Genomic DNA, 19094 nt, shown 5'->3' with positions numbered 1-19094 from the left:
AGGAGAGAAAGAGAAGATTGCTACGTGATATCCGCATTGGCGTCCATTTCCTTAAAATGGAATATACGCCGACAATTCAGGAAAAATCAGTATAAGGACACTTCCTGCCATCAAAATGGCTAGAAGTGAAATCGCAACACCGATGATAATCAATAAGTTCTTTGTCACTGCGCCAAGTTCGCCTGATGGGTTACAGAAACCTTGTGTCCTACTTCAATGCGACGACTGTTCGAATAGACTTCGCGGACGAGTACTGTCGATTCGTTGTTAGTGGCTCTTGCGATTACACCGCGGCCAAGAAGTCTCGGCGGGAGTCCTGCATCGGATTTGTCTTCTTCCCAGATGGCAATGGCATCACCCGTGTTGAAACCTTGCTTTGCACCCTTGTCGACCAGGATGTAGGCATAGGCGCCAATGATGAGCATCGGGTCCATGGTGTAACGGATCATAGCCATATCTTCGATTTTGGCTTCTGGAATAGCTGTATAACCCGTAACGTTCAAGATATTGAGCGGCTGTTTGAGACGGGCCTTGGAGTGGTCCATCTTGATTTCTCTAAAGCTCTGGACAATCTTTGCTCTCGAAAGGGAATCGCCAATATCGGTAATTTTTGCATAGCCAGTGAGTCGGACCAGTGCAAAATTGTCATAGCTCTTGCCTTTGTGAGCCGGAACTTCGATTGCGCGGGCATCCAGAATTTCAATAAGGTCGCCCTTCTTGAGACTTGCATTTGTCTTGCGGCCGATCTTTACGACAACTTCAGATTCCGGGATATGGATAATCGGTTCTTTCTTTTCGCCAGAGCGGATAGCAAAGAATCGCTCATCCTTTTTAATAGAATCAAGCGTGTAGATTTCGGGAGCGAGAATCTGGTAGTAGCCGTTGAAAATCTTCGGAGCCGGACGCTTCTTGTAAAGGTAGGTGTCCGCAGCTTTTTTCTTCTTGTGCTTCTTGTCCTTGTCGCGGAGGTTTCCAAGCATGTTTTCGAAGTCACCATTGCGGGCGTCACTTTCGTCGCAACCGACGGAGGTGATTCCCTTCGGCAAGTTGGAATCGGCGACAGCTGCTTCGCAGGGTCTCGTTTTGGGGAGACGGTAACTGTCATCCTTGATGCCTTCGCCTAAATAAATGGAGTCGCCCGGATAAATCCAGTGCGGGTCTTCAATGTGCCTGTTATTTTCCCAGAGGTCCGGCCATGCGAACGGATCGTTTAAAAATTCGGCACTGATGTCCCAGAGGGTGTCGCCTTTTTTAACCACATAGGCGGATGCAATCAGAGCCGAAAGACCAAGACAGATCGAAGCACATTTTAAAAATCGCATACGTTTCCCTAAGCAAAAATTTGGTATTTGTTAAATAATTTAATCTTTTCTTTGCTTAAAAGATGGCGTTTTTTGCACAAAATGCGGAATATCCGACGAATTTGAGCGCATGGGGCGTTCTTTCGGGCGCTGGATATTGCGGGAACGGTGTGCAAGGGCGGGGTTTTGGCCCAAAATGCCTACTCTATCCGGCACGAACAAGAAAAGAATTTCAAAAGTGCCACGTCCCGGTTCCATGTAGAGCGGGATGTTCTTGCGGAGCATATAGCCTTCGTTACGGAAAGCCTTGATTGCCTTGGAGGCTGTTTCGAGGTTCCCGGTCTGCAAAAGAATGCGTTCGGGGCGCGATCCAGCAAGCGTCTGCACCATTTCGGAATTGATGGTGTCATTCATGCCCAGGTTGAGGTAGAACGTCCAGCGGCCTTCGGCGTTATCGCTCTTTGAGAAGAATTTCGAGACGAAATTGGCGTCCAAATGGCTGCGGTGGAAGCGCATGTTCTGCGTGGCAAGGTTACGGATATTCAGCTTGGACGACTGCATGGCGGATTCGCGGCAGTCAAGCGCTTCGACCTGCTTGAAGAACGGGGCGAGCGATGCCGAAACGTAAGACGGACCGGAGCAGAATTCGAAGAAACGGTCTTCACGGTTCGGGTGGATGGCGTCCTTGATGCGAACTGGTAGGTTTAGCCATGCATCCTTGATGCGCGGTGTCCAGTCGAGAACGTGCATGCTAAAGCCGGTCGAGGCAATCGGCATAAAGCTACTGCCGAAGGAGCACTTGGATTCGACCTTCATGCCCTGAGCATCGGCGGGATCAAACAGACGGTCCGGCAAGCATTGGATCTGGTGGCAGCTGATGACTTCGGGGCAGCTGCGTTCGATAAAGTCTACGAACGTCTTGTAGCCGTGTGCCGAAATTTTACCCTTGACGTTCACTTGTACGAGGAGCGCAAAGCGGCCGTCGCCTGTGGCGCGGAACCAGATTTGGCGCAAAGCCTTTTTGAAGATGCGCAAATGTTCCTTGTGGAGCTGTTCCAAGACGCGCTTCACTAGCTCGAGCGGCTTCATCTCACGGGACGGAGCGTCAATGACCAGGTTTTCCTGGGCGCCGTGGTATTCCTTGATGATTCTCCAGTCAGAGTTTTCGGGTGTTGCGTCGGCGGTAAACCATGCCTGCAACTTTCCTGGAATGCGATCGTTTTCCATCCAAGCGGCAACCTGGTTTTTGATGTCGTCAAACGAAAGAATTTTGCGGACAACAGGTTTTTCGACCTTTGGCTTCTTTTCGTCGAGTTCATCGTCCTTGCGGACATCGGATTTTCTGGAAGCGTGGAACTTGCCTCCGGCGAGGGGTTTGCCGATTCTGTTGCCCATGGTGTTACGGGCAATGCTGCCTTCGGAGCGGCGTGAAAAACGATTGTTCTGTTTGTACATCTTTATAATCGTGTTGAATGTTTAAACTACAAATCTAGGATAAATCCAGGAGCATTCGCGGGCGAGAGTCTTCGGGAATTCGCGGAATGAACCCTTAATCTGGTAAGTGTTCAGGCTTCCTTCAACCGGTGTGAGCGAAATGACGCTGTCGGCGCGGGATTCTAGGTAGGGATATTCATTGAAATTTAAGGAAGTCACAACGGCGCAACCCGTGAGAGCGATAATCGAATCGACCATCTGCATCAGAATTTGGTGCGGGGAGCCGCTGAGTCTTGAAGACTTCGGATTGTGCAAAACGGCAGAAATCGGGTCGATTACGACGACCTTGTAATCGTGATTTTCGAGCTTCTTGGCGCCTTGAATGCGCTTCGCGATAAGCTGTGCGATTTCAAGCGGTGTAAGCGCTGTGCCGCGGAGGTTCAAGAAACCGAACTTAGGCGTGTTAGGCTGTAAATTGCGCTTTTCGCCAAGCAAAAAGAGACGGTTCAGGAACACGGATTTGGTGAGTTCCAAGTTGATGTATAGAACGTCGTTTGCATTTGTCGTGTTGCCGAGCCAGTCTTCGCCGTGGCAAATGGAAAGCGCCATGTCCATGAGCGCAAGCGACTTTCCGCTTTTCGGCGGGGCTGTGAACAAGAAAAATTCACCAGCGCGGAGTACGTTCTCGATAATGGTAACGTCTTTTTTCGGGGCTTCTTCGCTATCGCTTGCAAGTTCTACGAGCGGCTTTCCATCGAGCGAGTATTCCGCCCATTCGCGCCAGTCTGTGAAGTTCTTGGCTCCTTGTTCCAGTGCGATGAGGTACTGCTGCTTGCCGTTGCGGAGCACGCCTGGCATGCGGACCATCTGGTTCGGGTTGCGGTTGCCGTCATCGACTTTAAAGCCTTGCGATTCAAGCGTCTGGAAAAGGAAGTCTACGCGTTCCTTGTATTCTTCCTGGTCATGCGCTTCAATCTTGATCCAGGCCTGCACGGAGTTTGCGCCTGTGTTTACAAGGGCGGCGCAGGGGAGGTTCAATGCTTTGTAGTAAGCGAGCTGTTTCGCGAGCGTCATCTTCGGGTTGTCTACGACAACGTAACGGTAATGCCAGCTTTCGTCGGTGGCATCGGCGCCGCCTTTCACTGCATTAATCGTGAGGAGCGCTCCGTCCGGACCGTCGAGCTGCTTCATGATTTTCTTGAGCGCTTCGTCTTGCGCGATAATCTTCGAGACGATTTCGCGAGAACCCGATGGCGTGTTCGAAATCTTGAATTCGACAGTTTCGTCTGGCTTGAACGTTGCCGCCAAGAGCTTTGCAAAGTCTTTGCGCCAGTCTGGAGCGGGCCATGGAATCGAGAGCGCTTCGGGGTCAATCTTGAAGTTCTGCAACAGCTCAAGAGACTGGTTGTCGAGACCGAGCGCAATCATCTGCTGCATCATCGTTGCCGAAATGGGCGAGATGACGGTTGGGCCCATGGCTGCGTAGCCCGGAGCCATTCCGGGAGCCATGCCAGGTTGTGCTTGGGCTGACTGAGCTTGCTGCGCTTGTGTTGGCTGCGGAGCGGCTTGAGCGGCTGCCTTTTGTTCGGCTTCGCGTTCGGTACGGCGCTTTTCTTCGGAGAAGGCGTTGCGCAAAATCTTCTCGACATCGTCTGCCGAGAGCCCCTCGTCGCGAGCCTTGCCACCGAGCTGGAATGTGGCGTCCATGAACGTCCAGCCTTCGTCAAGCGCGGCTACGCCTGCTTGGAACAAAGCCTTCTTTAGTTCATTCTGGTCGGCGAATTTGCTCTTTACGAAGTCGTTAAGAATTTTCTTTCCGTTTTCCATGGACACCTCCAATTCTCTCGGATGGTTTGGCTAGTTTCAGTTTACTTCAGCGGGTCGCTATTCGGATCAAGTCTGCCGGTCTTTACGTATTCCTGAATGTCTTTAGAAATGCGCATCGAGCAGAACTTCGGGCCGCACATCGAGCAGAAGTGCGAGGACTTTGCGTTGTTGCCCGGGAGCGTTTCGTCGTGGAATTCTACGGCGCGTTCTGGGTCGAGCGAAAGCGCGAACTGGTCGTTCCAGCGGAAGCTGAAACGGGCGCGCGAAAGCGCGTCATCGCGGAAATGCGCTGCAAAGTGGCCCTTGGCAAGGTCTGCGGCATGGGCGGCGAGCTTGTATGTCACCACGCCTTCTCGCACGTCGTTCTTGTCCGGGAGGCCCAAGTGTTCCTTCGGCGTCACGTAGCAGAGCATGGCGGTACCGAACCAACCAATCATGGCTGCGCCGATAGCGGATGTGATGTGGTCGTAACCCGGAGCGATATCCGTGGTGAGAGGGCCAAGCGTGTAGAACGGTGCGTTGTGGCACATTTCAATCTGGCGGTCCATGTTTTCACGAATCTTGTGCATCGGCACGTGACCCGGACCTTCAATGATGACCTGAACGCCCTTCTTCCAGGCAATTTCGGTGAGTTCGCCGAGCGTATCGAGTTCGGAGAACTGTGCCATGTCGTTGGCGTCTGCAATGGAACCCGGACGGAGTCCATCGCCCAAAGAAACGCAAACGTCGTATTTGGCGAGAATGTCGCAGATTTCGTCGAAGTGCGTGTAAAGGAAGTTCTCTTGCTTGTGGACCATGCACCAGCGGGCGATGATAGAACCGCCACGGCTTACGATGCCCGTCGTGCGTTCGAGCGCAAACGGAATGTACTTGAGCAAAAGACCTGCGTGGATCGTAAAGTAGTCGACGCCCTGTTCGGCCTGCTCGATAAGCGTATCGCGGAACACTTCCCACGTGAGGTCGTCGGCGATGCCGTTCACCTTTTCGAGTGCCTGGTACATCGGCACCGTTCCTATAGGCACGGGGCTGTTGCGCAAAATCCATTCGCGCGTTTCGTGAATGTCCTTGCCGGTCGAGAGGTCCATCACCGTATCTGCACCCCAGCGCACGGACCAGACCATCTTTTCGACTTCCTGTTCAATAGAAGATGCGACAGAAGAGTTACCGATGTTGGAGTTGATTTTCGTGAGGAAGTTGCGGCCGATAATCATCGGTTCGCATTCCGGGTGGTTCACGTTGGCAGGGATGATGGCGCGGCCTTCGGCGAGTTCCTTGCGCACGAATTCCGGCGTGATGGCATCACCGCTACTGCCAAAAATTTCGTCCATCTTCTGGTTTTCGCGGATGGCAACATATTCCATTTCGCGAGTAATCACGCCTTCGCGGGCGTACTGCATCTGAGTCTTGTGGGCGCCGTCTTTTTCCAGGCGTTCGCGGATCCACGGTTCACGAATGCGTTCAAGTCCTTTCTTTACATCAATCGTCTTGTCGGGGTCGCCATAAGCGCCACTCGTATCGTAAACAGGGAGCACAGGGCATTTCGGATCGTCGAGCGAAATTTCGCGCATGGCGACTTTCAAATCCGGGAAAATCTTACCGGGGACATAAATCTTGCGAGACTGCGGAAAAGGCTTGAAAAAGCCGTTGGATTCAGACATATTCGTTCCTTTTGTTCAATTACGAACCAAGTTCAAGGGGTATAATCTCAGCCTGCGTATTGAGTGCAGGCACCCCGCTTATAATATAGATATATAGTCGCCGGCATAAAAAAAGCACCTCGACTGAGGTGCCTATTTTGCAAGTTTTGGGGATTACTTTTGCTTTTGAGCGCCGTAACCTTCCATCAGTCCAAAGAGGTTTAGTGCTTCTTCCATCGGGTACTTGTTCATGAACATAGATACCTTAGACTTGATGGAACCCTGTTTGTTGAGGCCCATGGCGGCTCTGAAAAGGTTTGCCGGGGAATTTTCGTTATACGAAGCCTGTTCTGTGTAAGTGGCGTTTAAGAAGCCTTCCAGATAAGCCTGGTTGATTTTTCCCTTGAAAATGCTAGGATCGCTAATGGAGATGTTTCCATTGAGGCTTTGGATGCTCGGTGCGTCTTCCAAGTCTTCGAATGCGCCGTCGGCGACGTTGAGCCAAAGAATGTTCGGGCTCACGGTAACAGTGACGTCACCCTTCTTGTTCAAGATGAAGGCGTTCTTGTCGAGATAGACCTTCTTTGATTTTGGGTCACCCTTGGTGTTGTCGAATCCGGCCATCATATTGAGGGCCAAAATGTTGTTGTGAACTCGGGTAATGCAGTTTGTGTTGGCTCGAACACCGTAACCCATGTCTTCGAACAGCTTGGTGCGTGTCCAGGTGAACATCACGGTATTATAGGCAAATTCATAATCGACGGCGTCGACTTTATTTTGCTTGGCTTGCACGTTTGCACCAACAATTCTATTGGCAATAAAAATGTTGTTCAAAACCTTGACCTTGCCTGCGACATGGTTTAAGTTCAATGCGATATTACCGGCATTTACAAAGACGCAGTTCTGGATGGTAAGGTCGCCTTCAGAGTTTTCACCGTAGAGGCTGTAGTTGTTAAGGGAGGGGAAGGTGGTGTTTCCCTTGGACGGAGGTTCAAGCCACATGCCGGTTTCGACGCCTTCTGGCTTGCCTTCAACCGGGTGGTAACTGTTGGCTTCGCCTTGGTCAAAAATGAATCCATCGATGACGACCTTCGAATTTGCTCCCTTGTAATTGAGGTGCAGAATACCTTGGCCCTTGGTGCCGTTCATTTCGTTGGTGGGCTGGAATAAGGTCTTGTTTTTAACGACATCGCGACTGGAAAAATCGTTCGAGTAGCCACCGATGATGGACACTGGCTTGTCGAGCTTGATCCACCCCTGTTTCATCTGACCGTTGTAATTACCGGCTGCCACGCGGATGACATCTCCGTCAGAAGCGAGTTCTATGGCTTTCCAGATGTTTTTGAGCGGGGCGGATGTTGATTTTCCCTCGTTCTTGTTTTTGCCGTTAGGGCTTACGTACCAGTCTGTTGCGAACGATTGACCTACGAAACAAAACGCTGCGGCTGCAGCTAAAATTTTAATGGATTTCATTTTTTCTCCTTGATAGGTGTTCGAAATATAGTAATGAATCTTAAAAATGGAGTATCATATGGGTTTTGTAGCTTGAATTTGCAAAATAATATTTAGATTATTTAAGCTATTTTTTAAAAAGAATGCAAAGGAGATTTTTATGTCGGAAAAAGTGATGAACAACCAGAGGGCTATTTATGCGCTTTCTGACTTGAGAATGTATGCTAGTTCGCATTCTTTGGATGCGATTGATTATGCAATTGAAGTCCTGCAAAAATTGGAAAATGCAGGGATAAAAAATCCGCTTGAATCCTTAAAACCTGAGGAAAAGTAATTTATGGAACAGGCCACAAATACAATAATGGCTTATGGAACCTTCTGGGCTCTTGTGCCGGCTCTTGTCGCAATTATTCTTGCCCTTGTGAGTAAAGAAGTTTACTCGTCGCTTTTTTTAGGCATCATTGTCGGTGGACTTCTTCTTTGTCAGGGGACTGGTTCGGGATTTTTTGATGCCATTTTCAAAAACGGCTTGATTGCAAAGGTCGCAGACCCTTATAACGTGGGCATTCTCGTGTTCCTTGTTATGTTGGGTGCTATGGTCGCGCTCATGAACAGAGCCGGTGGTTCTGCCGCTTTTGGCAACTGGGCCAAAACGCATATCAAGTCAAAGGTCGGTGCGCAGATTGCGACGATTTGCTTTGGTATCTTGATTTTTATTGATGACTATTTCAATTGCCTTACGGTCGGTAGCGTGATGCGTCCGGTGACGGACCGCTTCAAGGTGAGTCACGAAAAACTTGCATACCTGATTGACTCTACCGCAGCTCCGATTTGCATTATTGCACCGATCAGCTCCTGGGCTGCTGCTGTCTCGGGATTCGTGGAAGGCGAGGATGGCCTCACGCTCTTTATCAAGGCGATTCCGTTTAATTTTTATGCTCTCTTGACGATTCTTACGTTGTTCTTGGTTGTCATCTGGAATGTGAATATCGGTCCGATGAAAAAGCATGAACAGCATACAAGTGCAGTTGGCCTTGGTCCTGAAGAATTGACTGTAATGGAAACCAAAGGTAAGGTTTTGGATCTTGTCATGCCGATTGCGTCATTGATTGTATTTTGCGTGCTTGGCATGATTTATACGGGCGGTTATTTTGCGTCGGGCGATGCGGCAAAGGGCTTTGTCGATGCGTTTGCATCTAGCGATGCGTCTGTCGGTCTTGCGATTGGTTCGTTTGGCGCGTTCATCTTTACCGTTTGTTTCTACATGAGTCGCCGCGTGTTGCGTTTCAGCCATAGCATGGCTTGCTTGCCGGATGGCTTTAAGGCTATGGTTCCTGCAATTTTGATTTTGGCTTTGGCATGGACGCTTAAGGGCACGACGGATGCTCTTGGTGCAAAGGAATTTGTGGCAGGCCTTGTGAAGGGTGGTGCCGCGGGATTCATGAACTTTATGCCTGCGATTATCTTTGTGATTGCGGCGTTCCTTGCTTTTGCGACGGGTACTTCTTGGGGCACATTTGGCATCCTCATCCCGATTGTCGTCGCTGCGTTTGGCGGTGTGGATTACAGCCTCATGGTCATCTCGATTTCGGCTTGCATGGCGGGTGCCGTTTGCGGTGACCACAGCTCTCCGATTTCGGATACGACGATTATGGCAAGTGCGGGTGCAGAATGCAATCACGTGAATCACGTCAATACGCAAATCCCGTATGTGCTTATTGTGGCTGCGATTTCATTTGTCACCTACATTATCGCAGGGTTCACTCGTAGCGCAGTACTTTCGCTCTTGTTCGGCTTTGTACTGACCTTCGGTACGCTCGTGATGATTAAAAAACGTGCCAAGAAAAAAGGCGAGTAATTTGTCATTCCCGCCACTGAGCGGGAATCTCCCTCTGGTTATTTAAGTATGCTTCTATCGGCGTTTGATTTTTATTTGTGCAAGGATGACGGCTGTAAACATTAGCACGCAGCCGATTCCTTCTTGAAGGGTGAATCGCTCACCGAGCATCACCCATCCAGAAATCACGGAAAATACAGATTCAAGGCTCATCAATAGCGATGCTATGGTGGGCCTTAATTTGTTTTGCGCGACAATTTGCAATGTGAACGCCACACCGCTCGAAAGGATGGCGGCGTACAAAAGCGGAATCCACGGCTTGAAATGCGAATAGACGTCTATCACCGTGCCAAACCCCGCAAAATTTCCTTTCAAGTCCACGAAAAACATCGGGAAAATGGAAAGCGACGCCACCACTAGAAACTGTATTGCCGAAAGTCTCACATTGTCCATGTAAGGGCCGTACTTTCCGACGATAAGAATGTGTGCCGCAAAGGCGAGCGCGCAAAGCAACAGAATAATATCAGATGGCTGGATGGTAAAATCTTCCTTGATGCAGAGCAGGTAAAGCCCTTCAAGCGTGATGGCTACGCAGAGCCAAATCTTAGGGGAAATCCTCTTGCCGAAAAATGTGCTTAAAATCGGTACGAAAATGATGTAGCACGCGGTCAGGAACCCAGCCTTCCCGGCGGAACATCCGAGGAAAAGCCCTGTCTGTTGCAAGTTCATGGCAAAGAAAAGCGTAAGCCCGCAGAATAGGCCCGCTTTCCAGAGAGCCCTGTTTTCTTCTTTTGTTTTCGGCTTTCTAGGACTTTTGTTGAATTTGTCCAATACCTTCGCCAGTCCGAAAAGGACACCTGTGGCAATGAAATTTCGCATGCACACGAAAGCGAACGGGCCGACGTCGTTCCCTTCGATTTGGGCGACAAATGTGGAACCCCACAGAAATGCCGCCAGTACCATTAAAAAACTATATCCAATATTTGCCATCTCGGGTGAGAAAGTTAGAAATTCCTATATTTCGGCTGTAAAATTTTAAAAGGACCCTGTTATGGAAATCCCCGAATCTTCGAATTTTATTCAGGACATTATCGTTAACGACCTCCAGACCGGCAAGCGCGATCACGTGCTGACGCGTTTCCCGCCAGAACCGAACGGCTATATTCACATTGGACATGCCAAGTCCATCTGCTTGAACTTCGGCACCGCCAAAAAGTTCGGCGGCTTTACGAACCTCCGCTTCGACGACACGAACCCGACCAAGGAAGATGTGGAATACGTCGATTCCATCCGCGAAGACGTGAAGTGGCTCGGCTTTGAATGGAAAGAAGAATTTTTCGCAAGCGACTACTACGACCAGATTTACGCCTTTGCCGAAAAGATGATTGAAATGGGCAAGGCTTACGTCGAAGATTTGACTCGCGACGAAATGCAGGAATACCGTGGCAACGATGCCGGCAAACCCTCTCGCCCGAGCCCCTACCGCGACCGCAGCGTTGAAGAGAACATGAAGCTTTTCCACGAAATGCGCGATGGCAAGTATGCCGACGGTGAAAAGTGCCTCCGTGCCAAGGTCGACCTCGCAAGCCCGAACATGAACATGCGCGACCCGGTCATTTACCGCATCAAGCATTGCACGCACCATCGCACTGGCGACAAGTGGTGCATCTACCCGATGTACGACTTTGCCCACCCGATCAGCGACTGGATCGAAGGCATCACGCACTCCATCTGCACGCTCGAGTTCGAAGCTCACCGTCCGCTTTACGACTGGTTCCTCATTGAACTTGGTTTGCAGAACCGCCCGCAGCAGATTGAATTTGCCCGCTTGAACCTCACGTACACGATGATGAGTAAGCGCAAACTCCTCGAACTTGTGCAGACGAAGGCTGTGCTTGGCTGGAACGACCCGCGTATGCCGACCGTTTGCGGTTTCCGCCGCCGTGGCTTTACCCCGAGCTCCATTCGCGAGTTCTGCAGCCGCATTGGTGTTTCCAAGGCCGACTCCATGGTCGACGTGAACCTCCTTTACTTCTGCATCCGTGAAGAATTGAACCAGACCGCTAACCGCGTGATGGCCGTGATTGATCCGGTCAAGCTCGTGATTGACAACTGGGAAGCAGGCAAGGTCGAAATGATCGAAGTCGAGAACAACCCGAACGACCCGAACGCTGGTACGCGTAAGGTGCCGTTCAGCGGTGAACTCTACATCGAAGCTGACGACTTCATGGAAGAACCGCCGAAGAAGTACTTCCGCTTGAAGCCGGAAGGCGAAGTCCGCCTCAAGAGCGCTTACTTTGTCACTTGCAAGAGCGTCGAAAAGGATGCAGACGGCAAGGTCAAGGTTATCCACTGCGTCTATGACCCGCTCAGCAAGGGTGGCGAATCTCCGGATGGTCGCAAGGTCAAGGGCACGATCCACTGGGTTTCTGCAGCACACGCTGTGGATGCCGAAGTGCGCCTCATTGATAACTTGTTCACGCTCGAAGATCCTGCTCAGGTCCCGGAAGGCGAAGACTGGCACGATTACCTGAACCCGAACTCCATGGTCGTTAAGCACGCCAAGGTGGAACCCGCTCTCGCCGACGCGAAGCTCGAAGACCGCTTCCAGTTCATGCGTCAGGGCTACTTCTGCCTTGATAGCGAAGACTCCAAGCCGGGGCACCTCGTGTTCAACCGTACTGTTGGCTTGAAGGATTCTTTCAACCCGACAAAGTAATATTCGTTCGGTTCTAATCCGAATCTGATTTAAAAGCCCCGGCTCGATAGCCGGGGCGTTTTGTTATAAGGATTCCATTTTCAGCGGTGGCATTTGAAGGCCATCGTGGATTTTTTCAAAAGATCCGTGGTATTTCCCGTCGCTATTACGAGTAAATTCAAAACGAGTAACCATGGCGTAACTGAACATGCCTTCGACAAATATGTTGTCTGGTAGTCCGCAACGAGAGTGCTGTAAAGAGGCGATTACGCCAGCATGTGTAATGCACAGAAATTCACCATCGTCTGGGAGCGTGTCTATGAACGATCCTGCGCGTTTGTCTATATCGTAAAAGTTTTCACCGTTAGGGAACCTATAGCCGCGGAGGTCGCTTGTCCAGGCATGCATCTCAGAACGGGGGACCGCCGTGAGCTTTTGACCTTCCCATGAGCCGAAGTTAAGCTCGATGATGGCGGGTTCTTTTTCGACCGGGAGCCCCAGTAACTTGGATGCTTTGTCGGCGAACTTGACGCAGCGGATGAGCGGGCTTGAAAACAAACGAGTTGGCTTGGCTCCTTTGTTTGTGAGAGCCTTGAGTGCTTTGTCTGATTCTTCTTCGAACGTGGGGGAGACGTCAAAGTCCAGTCTCCCGTAACAAACATCATTTGGGTTGTAAGGCTTGGTATGTCGAATTGTCCAAAGAATCATATTTATCCATAAAAAAACGCCCTTGGCGGGCGAAAAAAAGTCCTAGGCTACCTGAGCACATAAAGATCCGCAAGTCCGTTGCTGCTTTCGCCCTGGCGAGTTGCCCGCAAATAATCATTGCGCAGGGCCTAGGACTCACAAATATAGAAACAAACTATATTTTTTTCAAGGGTTAATTTTATAGCCTTGAACGGGCCAAAATGTTCCATATAATACGGAATTGTTATTGTTCCTTACAAAAAGTGGTCGAAAATACCCCGTTTTTCGTACATTTTACCGTAACGAATGTTTTACAGTTAAAAAAATGTTACTATATTCAGTAATAGGTGTTTGAGGTTGTAGATCTTAATTGTTGGGGTCTGTTATGAAAAAAGGAAATCTGTTTTTGAGAACTGTATTGAGTACAGTCATGACCGCACTAGGCATGGCGGTTCCCGCTATGGCACAAGATGATGTGCCGGAGGTTGAACGCATTGTTGTCAAATTGGATCCGTTACAATTTTCCGGAGTGATGGACGAGGATCAAGGGCAGAAGCTCTGGAACGACCTCATGAAGTACAAACTATGGGGTACTCAAACCATAATTTTCAATAAGCATGATTTTAAAATTGCCGAAACTAGTGGGTACACGGGAACGGCTGTTGGTGATGTTGTCTTCAATGATTATGGGCATACACTTGGTGGTCCGATTGTTTCGGGCCGTGATATTGTTTTTGCAAAAGGTGCGGCTACGGAAGATTCTCTAATAGGAGGATCAATATATGCCAGAAAACTTTATTTGCCAGATAACTATAAAGTCGAAAATTCTCGGTATGATGGGAATATTTGTTTTGAAGACGATATCGTTTTTTCTGCGCCTGACAAAAATGGAGCTGAATGGGAATATTATGAGTGGATTAATACTTTAAATCGTTTTATCGAAAATGCTCACAGAGCAATTCTTAATGACGACCGTAGAAAAGAAGGCAAGGTTTATGCTAACTGGGCCAAGGATCTTTCTAATCCGTCTGCTGTGAATCTTGATGGTGTCTTTAGTGATGATGAAGGTGCTGTTAAATGTCCTTCGGATGTTCCGAGACCAGATGTGGGACTGACCGTACCTGTGCTTGATGAGTCTGGTATTAATTGGGAACCCTCCGTTAGTTTGAGCTCAAGCTTTTATGGCGAAGTCCAGTATATTCACGTTCCGCCCATTTCTGAAGATGATATCAAGAACGAACATACTTGGTTCGATAAGTATGTCGAGAATATTGAATTTTTCGGAAATTACGGAAAGAAGCTTTATATCTTGATGCCGTCCAGTCAGCAGAACGCTGATAAAAAGACGACTGGTCGCTTGACGCGTATCTTTACACAACAAGGTATTAATATTCAAAGTTCTGCAAATGATACAAAGATTCAGGTGGCTTATGTCGGTAGTGATGCTACGTGGGACTCCGAAAATAAACGATGGAATTTTGACGAAAACGAAATAACCGTAGTCCATGATACCGCTTATGCTGGTAATCTTTTGTTCTATACGAACGCGGACATCAATTGGCCTGCAATGAATAGTAATAGGGAATCTGATTATCAGGGAACCTTTATTACTACGGGCGATTTTACAATCAACGATCATTTAAGTGTTGCTGGTCAGCTGATTGCTGGTGGAACTCTTTGGTTTGAATCTGAATTTAATGGGGAATTCCACTATGTTCCATTCAATACTCCTGAAATTAAGACAAATGTTTTTGCGGGTGATAAGTTCAAGGAAGATGACAATACATGGTATGACATGCAGTTCTACTTGACGGATACCGCACATACCGAAGTATCTTTCGATTATTGCTTTGCTTTCTTTGATGAAATTGAAGATGCTGATACGAAATTTGCCGCTTATAAAAGTAAGGAATACGGCAACCTTTCGGGTGAGTTTGCTAAACGTGAAGATTTAGGTGTAAATGATGATAACCATAAAATGCCGTTCTGCAAGGATGGTGAATCAAGACATATAGTCATTAGAAAGGGAGAACGTCATCCAGATGTTCCTGAATATTCAGCATGGCTCAAAGTCATTGATGATGATAAGATCGAAGGCGATGAATACATGTTATTCAAGATTATGAACTTGAATGGTGCTGCTATTTCGGGCAACAAGTTCGGTGGTGGTCTCGTGGTTAAACTTGTGGATTCCAATAATAAGCCGCCACACTTTGTTGATTTGGATAAAGTTAATCTCGCTGTTCCTGAAAATGCCACAAAGGCTGTTGCTGATACTCTTAAGGCTGAAGATTATGAAAAAGATGAATTTGGTTATGAAATAGTTGGTGGTTCTGCTGAAGAATTGTTCCAAATTAATGATAAAGGCGTGGTTTCTATGAAAAACGGTGTTGATCCGTTCGATTATGAAGCTTGGAAGGCTGCCGGTACAAAGCTAACCCTTGATATAGAAGTTTGCGATACAAAGGATACGCAACATAGTACGTTCCTTTGCGACAGCCGTACGTTCACGGTCAGCATTGAAGACGTTAACGAAAAACCATATTTTGACTACACTGCAGAAGAGAAAAAGGAAATCAAGATTGCCGAAAATTCAATGAATGCTGATGAAGCGGTGAAAACGGCGGATCTTGATACCTATATTGATAAATTGGGTATTGTTGTTAAAAATTCGAAGTTTACGAATAACGAAGTCGTAGTAATTGGTGGTGATGTCGATGACTTTGGCGTTTCCAAGGCAGGTGTTATCTACGCAAAGCATAATCTTGATTATGAACTGAAGAGCACGTATAAGATTACCTTGCGAGTCCGTGATGTGGATACGGAAAAATATCCGGATCTTTATGACGATATGGAATTTACCATTACCGTAACGGATGTCGATGACGGTCCGAAGTTTGAATTTGCCGCCTACAATGGAACTGTTGATGAAAACTCCGTCGCTGGTACTGTAGTCGATTTAGACCATGCTATCGTGGCAAAATCAACTCTTGAAGATGCTACGATTACTTACAAGTTGCTTGATGAAACCAAGTCGTTTGTAATCGACCCGGTTACGGGTGTCATCACGGTGGCTGAAGGTGCTGTCCTCGATTTCGAAACGAAGGATACTTACGAGATGAAGGTTGTTGCTTCTGATGAATCTGGTGTTGAAGGTCAAATAGTGCAGACCGATACTGCCGATGTTATCATCAAGCTTAACGACTTGAAGCATTACCTGAAGGAAACTGTATTCGAAATTGCAGAAGATGCGGCTAAGGAATCTAAAATCAAGCCGTCGCTTGAAACCACTGAACCTGGCATTGTTGATGATGCCAAGTATACCTACTATATCCTCGACGGTTCCAAGGAAGTCTCTTCGAACAAGGTCTTTGAACTCGATCCGGAGACTGGTACGTTCTCCGTTGTGGCCGGTCTGGATTATGAGACGAAGGACTCCTATTCCATCAAGGTCCGTGTGAAGAATGCTATTGGCAATTCTTCTGATACAACAGTGACGATCAATGTTATCGATGTGAATGAAGCTCCGTCTATCCTTGTGGATACAATCTATGTGAAGGAAAATCATCCTGTCGATGAACCGTTCAGCACTGTCAAGACGGATAAGGACGATCCGGATACAAAGAATCCTGATTTCCGCAACAACGTTTATACCAATACTGATGGTAGCAAAATCTTCAAGGTGGATTCGAATGGCGATGTCATTCTCCTGAAGCCTCTCGATTACGAAGCTGATTCAGTCTATACGATTGATGTACGCGTAAGCGATAAGGAAGACAATACGCTGACTTCGACCAAGAAGGTTGTTGTTAAGGTTGTGGACGTCTATGAAAGGTCCGAAGTCGAAATTACACGTGTCGAAGATAGGGATTCTATCTATCTCAAACCGGATTCCGTCTTTGTGAACGATTCTGTCGTGAACATTGAATGGACTCGTGACGGTAAGATCGATTCTAGTGTCGATTCGCTTAAAGAAGGCTGCAATGTCATTATCAAGAAATTCCATGACAAGACTAAGAATGCTCCGGGTGCCGATACGGTTGTCGTTTGCTACAGCTCTGCCGCTCCGATTGTGACGGTCTCTGCCAATGGTGATGATGTTACTGCAGATAACATTTATACAGTCGTTGAAAAGGCGACAAAGAACGATACTGCTGTTTACGTGAATGAAAAGAAGAATGATATCAAGGTGACGGTCAATGACACTGCGTCTCATGTTACTAAGTCGTTCACGGTAAAGCTGGAACTGGATACGGTTGCAGTCTCTTCGAAGAATTTCAAGAGTCTCAAGAGTGTAGCGGACTCCGAAATTACTCGTAAGAAGAATCCTGATTCTGGAATAACATCTGTTCCTGAAAATGGAACGACCTATAAGAATTCTTATACGGATGAAGTAAACGGCGTCAAGGTGACTGTTTCTTACTACACCGATAAGAATGGTAAGGATGTCAAACGTTCTGTTATCACTTCTTCTGGCAAGACAAAAGATCTCGCTGTAATCGAAGTCTCGTACACGACAAAGGTCAATGGCAAGGAAGTTACGATTTCGTACTTCGCCGATGCGTCGACGGGTGAACGTGTCACGCTGAATACTGGCCTTACCGATAGCGAGTCTGTGCTCTCTGCAGATGGCGAATACGTGACGGCTTCGTACAAAGTGTACTATGATTATGTTGACAAGAACGGCAACACCGTCGAAGTCTCTTACTATCTGGATGACAAGGGCAATATCGCGAAGAACAACGAAGGAAACATTGGTTACAATGTCGCTTATACTTATGTGAACAAGTATGGCAACTCTTCGAAGAAGGACGTGTTTATCGTTCTTGACCAGAAGGGACCTGTTGTAAAGATCGTTTCTCCGCGTGAAGATGACGTTCTTACCGCAAACTTTGCTGTGGTCAAGTGGACTGTCAATGGTGAAGAACAGGATACGCTCCGCGTTCAAGGCCTTGACAATGGCGTGCAGACGATTGTCCGTGTGTTCCGCGACAAGGCCGGCAACGAATCCCGCGATTCTGTGCATGTCTTGGTCAAGAAGGCTAAGGACATCAGTATTGATGTTGAAAAGCCTGTAACGAAGGTCGATCGCGACTCTGTCGAAAAGTACTACAAGGATAGCAAGCCGAGTGATGACCAGACTTATAGCGTGACATTCTTCAACTATGAAAAGGACGCCGAAACCGAAGCCATTGTTGGAATTAAAGGCAAGGCCAAGAAGGGCTCTGGCGAAGAACCGTATTCTGGCTTGAAGGGCCACCTCGGACCGACACTCAAGGTCGACGCTCGCGTTCCTGTGGTAAGTGCTGTGGGTGGACTGGCAACGCTGGACGACATCATGAGCGGTGATGGCCTTGTGGCCGTGGAAGGCGTTGATGCCGCTAACGGTAAGAAGATGGCTGTGGACGAGTACGTTGAAAAGCACTGTACCGAAGAGTTCAGAAAAGCTTTGAAGAAGTCCAAGGATTACAGCCACATGAACCTTTACTGGACGACGCTCAAGGTTAAAGTCTGGGTGTACTCGAATACGGGTGTGTTTACGGACTACTATAGCTTTGACTACGACCTTGATGATCCTGAATATGTGAATGAAGCTGGTCTTTTGAAGTTCTACTTCGAACTCAAGCCTGATGAAAACGGTGACGTGAGAACTAAAGATGGACGTCTCTATGGCACCGGGGCTTACCTCTTCAAGACCGAAGTCAGGATGAGTTCTAAGCTTCGCTGCGACCTTCCGCCGATATCCGACGAAGGCAAGAAGAAAAACTCCGTTGTTAAGACGAGCGACGACTTGCTCAAGTCGTTCGGCTACAGACGTCCCGTTAACAAATAGGTGCATCGCCTGTTGATAAATTGTAGGGTGGAACTTCGGTTCCGCCCTTTTTTCTTATCCACGCCTCATGCTAAGCTCATCGACAACACTGAACGTTGCTTTTTCATCCTGTCGTTCGCATCTTCGACATCCTGAATGCCTCGCCTCTCGTCATCCTGACGCCACGTTTCTCGTCATCCTGACGCCGAAGGCGGAAGGATCCAGTGACCTTCCATAGCTCATATAATACGCATGATACAGATTCCGTAAATCAACTCCTGAAAATCGGCGAAAATGATACTTAAATCTTACAATTTTACAAGATTTCACATTTCTTTAGATTGAGCCGTTACTATATTTCATTAGAAAAGTGTTTGGATGATTTGGGAAGGAAACTGTGACAAATTTC

At 48.1% G+C, this 19094-nt stretch carries 11 protein-coding genes and 1 other RNA gene; 4 read left to right on the top strand and 8 right to left on the bottom strand.

Going from position 1 to position 19094, the window contains the following annotated elements; all coding sequences use genetic code 11:
* Positions 1–164: 164 nt before the first annotated feature.
* From B7991_RS01940 to B7991_RS01920, 5 genes are all read right to left on the bottom strand, one after another.
* Positions 165–1322: a LysM peptidoglycan-binding domain-containing protein gene (locus B7991_RS01940; RefSeq protein WP_088629340.1), complete on the bottom strand. Its 1158-nt coding sequence runs from the start codon at positions 1320–1322 to the stop codon at positions 165–167.
* A 39-nt stretch (positions 1323–1361) separates the two neighbouring features.
* The gene (locus tag B7991_RS01935; RefSeq protein ID WP_088629339.1) at positions 1362–2756 is read right to left on the bottom strand and encodes a hypothetical protein; all 1395 of its coding nucleotides are present in this window, start codon (positions 2754–2756) and stop codon (positions 1362–1364) included.
* A gap of 21 nt (positions 2757–2777) precedes the next feature.
* Positions 2778–4562 (bottom strand): AAA family ATPase, encoded by a 1785-nt coding sequence (locus tag B7991_RS01930; protein ID WP_088629338.1) that lies wholly within the window; start codon positions 4560–4562, stop codon positions 2778–2780.
* Positions 4563–4603: 41 nt separating this feature from the next.
* Positions 4604–6220 (bottom strand): phosphomethylpyrimidine synthase ThiC, encoded by a 1617-nt coding sequence (gene thiC / locus B7991_RS01925; RefSeq protein ID WP_088629337.1) that lies wholly within the window; start codon positions 6218–6220, stop codon positions 4604–4606.
* Between the two features lie 153 nt (positions 6221–6373).
* A complete protein-coding gene (locus B7991_RS01920) occupies positions 6374–7672 on the bottom strand; it encodes a DUF1565 domain-containing protein (protein WP_088629336.1) in 1299 nt (432 codons plus the stop codon).
* 139 nt (positions 7673–7811) lie between these two features.
* Between B7991_RS01920 and B7991_RS14750 the strand changes: the two genes are divergently transcribed.
* The gene (locus B7991_RS14750) at positions 7812–7985 is read left to right on the top strand and encodes a hypothetical protein (RefSeq protein ID WP_159462289.1); all 174 of its coding nucleotides are present in this window, start codon (positions 7812–7814) and stop codon (positions 7983–7985) included.
* 3 nt (positions 7986–7988) lie between these two features.
* On the top strand, positions 7989–9509 hold the full coding sequence (locus B7991_RS01915) for a Na+/H+ antiporter NhaC family protein (protein WP_088629335.1): 1521 nt from the start codon (positions 7989–7991) through the stop codon (positions 9507–9509).
* 54 nt (positions 9510–9563) lie between these two features.
* Here B7991_RS01915 and B7991_RS01910 read toward each other — a convergent pair whose 3' ends face one another.
* Positions 9564–10451: a DMT family transporter gene (locus B7991_RS01910; protein WP_254917806.1), complete on the bottom strand. Its 888-nt coding sequence runs from the start codon at positions 10449–10451 to the stop codon at positions 9564–9566.
* A gap of 88 nt (positions 10452–10539) precedes the next feature.
* Here B7991_RS01910 and B7991_RS01905 point away from each other — a divergent pair, with 88 nt between their 5' ends.
* Entirely contained in the window at positions 10540–12207 is a 1668-nt protein-coding gene (locus tag B7991_RS01905; protein WP_088629333.1) for a glutamine--tRNA ligase/YqeY domain fusion protein, read from the top strand.
* 63 nt (positions 12208–12270) lie between these two features.
* Here B7991_RS01905 and B7991_RS01900 read toward each other — a convergent pair whose 3' ends face one another.
* Together B7991_RS01900 and ffs are read right to left on the bottom strand one after the other, a co-directional pair.
* Positions 12271–12894, bottom strand: a complete 624-nt coding sequence (locus B7991_RS01900; protein WP_088629332.1) for a histidine phosphatase family protein — start codon at positions 12892–12894, stop codon at positions 12271–12273.
* A gap of 37 nt (positions 12895–12931) precedes the next feature.
* An RNA gene (gene ffs / locus B7991_RS01895) (signal recognition particle sRNA small type) lies at positions 12932–13028 on the bottom strand.
* A gap of 230 nt (positions 13029–13258) precedes the next feature.
* Here ffs and B7991_RS01890 point away from each other — a divergent pair.
* On the top strand, positions 13259–18706 hold the full coding sequence (locus B7991_RS01890) for a cadherin repeat domain-containing protein (RefSeq protein WP_088629331.1): 5448 nt from the start codon (positions 13259–13261) through the stop codon (positions 18704–18706).
* Positions 18707–19094: the final 388 nt, after the last annotated feature.

Source organism: Fibrobacter sp. UWB3, from assembly GCF_002210405.1.
Classification (GTDB): Bacteria; Fibrobacterota; Fibrobacteria; order Fibrobacterales; family Fibrobacteraceae; genus Fibrobacter.
Note: the sequence above shows the minus strand (reverse complement) of the source record. Positions and strands in the feature narration are given on the sequence as shown.

Bases quoted from the DNA above. Each gene is read 5' to 3' on its own strand.
- B7991_RS01890 (WP_088629331.1), top strand. From the start codon at position 13,259: ATGAAAAAAGGAAATCTGTTTTTGAGAACTGTATTGAGTACAGTCATG.
- B7991_RS14750 (WP_159462289.1), top strand. From the start codon at position 7,812: ATGTCGGAAAAAGTGATGAACAACCAGAGGGCTATTTATGCGCTTTCT.
- B7991_RS01915 (WP_088629335.1), top strand. From the start codon at position 7,989: ATGGAACAGGCCACAAATACAATAATGGCTTATGGAACCTTCTGGGCT.
- B7991_RS01905 (WP_088629333.1), top strand. From the start codon at position 10,540: ATGGAAATCCCCGAATCTTCGAATTTTATTCAGGACATTATCGTTAAC.
- B7991_RS01940 (WP_088629340.1), bottom strand. From the start codon at position 1,322: ATGCGATTTTTAAAATGTGCTTCGATCTGTCTTGGTCTTTCGGCTCTG.
- B7991_RS01900 (WP_088629332.1), bottom strand. From the start codon at position 12,894: ATGATTCTTTGGACAATTCGACATACCAAGCCTTACAACCCAAATGAT.
- B7991_RS01910 (WP_254917806.1), bottom strand. From the start codon at position 10,451: ATGGTACTGGCGGCATTTCTGTGGGGTTCCACATTTGTCGCCCAAATC.
- B7991_RS01930 (WP_088629338.1), bottom strand. From the start codon at position 4,562: ATGGAAAACGGAAAGAAAATTCTTAACGACTTCGTAAAGAGCAAATTC.
- B7991_RS01935 (WP_088629339.1), bottom strand. From the start codon at position 2,756: ATGTACAAACAGAACAATCGTTTTTCACGCCGCTCCGAAGGCAGCATT.
- thiC (WP_088629337.1), bottom strand. From the start codon at position 6,220: ATGTCTGAATCCAACGGCTTTTTCAAGCCTTTTCCGCAGTCTCGCAAG.
- B7991_RS01920 (WP_088629336.1), bottom strand. From the start codon at position 7,672: ATGAAATCCATTAAAATTTTAGCTGCAGCCGCAGCGTTTTGTTTCGTA.